The 2,762-nt window shown below is 66.9% G+C and carries 1 pseudogene; it reads right to left on the bottom strand.

The window, feature by feature from the left end:
• Positions 1 to 2,762 (bottom strand): annotated as a pseudogene (locus EN925_RS31040) (translocation/assembly module TamB); the annotation flags it as partial.

Raw genomic sequence — 2,762 nt, 5'->3', positions numbered from 1 at the left:
CCCGTCATCGGCGGCAGCATCAGCACCTCGGGAGCGCGCATCGACAAGGCGCGCACCCGAGGTGCTGATGCTGCCGCCGATGACGGGCGATGTCGCCGGACCGCGCACCTGCACGTTGACATTGGCGGTTTCAGACAAAGACAGGCCCTGCGCGGCCAGCTTCTGGCTGAGCAGGCCGAACGGCACGACGCCATTGAAGTCGAGCACCAGTGACGGCGTGCCGGCCGTCGTCACGGTGCCGCCGCCCTTGAGGCCAAGGCCGGCGCCATCGCCGACATTGGCATTGAAGGTCAGCTTGTTGCCGCCGAAGGTGCCCGACGAGGAGACACTCACCGCACCGACACCGGCACCGCGCGTCTGCGAGGTCTGCACGCCGGCCGCGTCGAGGTTGAAGGCAATGGCGGGGTTCGCCGGCGTACCCGTCACCTTGACCGTGCCTGAGATCGAACCGGCGGCGTCGAGCCCCGGCGAGAAACTGTTGGCGAGCGACATCGGCACCCGCGCCAGCGTCGCATTGATGTCGAGCGCCGTGCCGACCTTGCCGGTCACCGTCGCCGTACCACCGCCAAGGTTGAGCACGAGCCGGTCCAGCGTCGTCATGCCGTTGACGATGCTGACGGTCGAGGCCTGGGCAATGGCCGCCTTGATGCCTTGTACGGTCGCCTGGCCGGAGGCAAGCTCGATGGTCGTCGTGCCGTTGGCCGCTTTCACCCGGCCGGCGGCCTGTGCCGGAATGCCCTTGACGGTTGCGCCGCCGGAGAAGCCGGTCCAGTCGCCGTCGCGCTTCAAGTCGACATCGATGCCGCTGATCACGGTGCCGCCCGACGTGACGGTGTCGGCGCGAATCTTTCCGGAGATCACGGGCGCCGCCAGATAGTTGGCGACCAGCGCATCGATCGAGACGGCTTTCGCCTGCAGGTCGCCGCGCGTAATCGATGCTGTCGCCGCCTTGATTGCGACCTGTGGCGCATTGCCGTTCTTCGAAAAGGCGATCGTGCCGCGCACATCGCCTTCGGCCTTCTCCAGGGCAAGTGCTGCCAGCGGGCCGATATCGGGCAGGTCGAGCGCGATGGTGCCGACCGGCACGAACTTCTCGTCCAGCGCCAGATCGCCGGAAATCCTGTTCTTGCCGAGCGACAGCAGCAGGCCATTGATGGCGCTCTTGCCGTCCGCCGTCGCCAGCACCGCACTGCCTTGCAGCGCCTGGCCGGCGACATTGCCGGTCAGCTGCACATTCGCCGCCGGATTGGCGGCATCGGCCTTGCCGGTGGCGGCCAGCTTCAGCCCGGTGATCTCTCGCGCCGCCACGAGAAGGCGGTCGCTGTCGATGGTCAACGACAGGTCCGGCGCCGCGGCCGGGCCCTGCGCGTTCAACGCAAAAGCGATGGCGCCCTTGGCGTCTTTCGACAGCAGCGAGATGTCGCTCAGCGCACCCTTGATGTCGGCGGCTACCTTGTTGTCGGCAAGGCTGGCTTGCCCGTCTGCGGTCAGCGCGCCCGAGGTCAGCTTCAATCCGCCTATATTGATACTGCCGTTGGGGTCGCGCTTCAGCGTGGCGCTGATCTCAGCGCGTTCGCCAAGCATGCCGCGCGCCGCCGCCGGCAAGGCCGACGATGGGGTATCCGCCTTCAGATTGAGGTCGATGGCACCGTCACGCAGCGATACCTGGCCGGCAACTTGGCTGTTCAGCGCATCGCTCCTGAGCGAGCCGCTGTCTATGGCAACCGCATCGGCTGTCAGGCGACCGCTGAGCGCCGCCGTGACCTTGCCGGCGATCAGCGGCGCAATCACCGGATTGTCGAGACCGACCTTGTCCACCGACACTGTGCCGGAAACCGACCCTGCACGGTTCTTGAGATCGAACGCATCCGAGTGCAGCGCCAGGGCAAGCCCGTCCACCCTCGCTGGACTGGTGACGATCGAGGGCAGGATCGCGGAGACATCCAGGCGGGCCCGCGTGCTCTCGCCCGCCACCTTTGCCGACAAGGACCGGATCTCGATCTTGACCGGGCTCTCGGCGCTGCCGAGAATCAGGGGCAGACTGGGGCCGGATGAGATGAGATCGAGCGCAAAATCGCTGGCGCCGTTCGGATTGAGGGTGCCGGCTGCCTTGCCGGAAATCTTGTCGCCGGTCAGTGTCGCTTGATCGAGCACAACGCCGCCGGCCAAGGTGTATCTGCCGGCCGCATCGACGGCGAGCGGCCCGAGCCCGGCCTGCCGGGTCTGGCTGGTTTCGATACCGGCCAGTTGCGCATTGAAGCGGACATCGGGAGCGGCCGGCGGCCCGGTCACTCCAACCGTGCCGCTGAGCGTGCCGACAGCGTCGAGGCCGGGCGAAAATTCATTGGCGAGCGCCGCGGGCAGTGCCGAAAATTGCGCCGCGAGGTCGAGCGTCTGACCGGCAGTGCCCGACAGCGTCACCGAACCGCCGCCGACATCGAGCGCCAGTTTCTCGATGCTGGCCGTGCCGTTGGCGATGCTCAGTGTCGACGCCTGAGCGATTGCCGCCTTGATGCCGCGAACCGTCGCCTCGCCCGAGGCAATCTCGACGCTCGTCTTGCCGTCGGCGATCTTCACCCGGCCGGCAGCGGTCGCCGGAATGCCCGCTATGGTGGCGCCGCCGGTGAAATTGGTCCAATCGCCGTCGCGCTTCAGGTCGACGCCGATGCCGCTGATTTCGGTGGTTCCGGAAGTGACGCTGTCAGCCTTTATCGAACCGGCGATCGCCGGCGCCTTGAGATAATTGGCGATCAGCGCATTGA

This window comes from Mesorhizobium sp. M7A.F.Ca.US.006.04.2.1 (genome assembly GCF_004022915.1).
GTDB classification, from domain to species: domain Bacteria; phylum Pseudomonadota; class Alphaproteobacteria; order Rhizobiales; family Rhizobiaceae; genus Mesorhizobium; species Mesorhizobium ciceri.
Note: the sequence above shows the minus strand (reverse complement) of the source record. Positions and strands in the feature narration are given on the sequence as shown.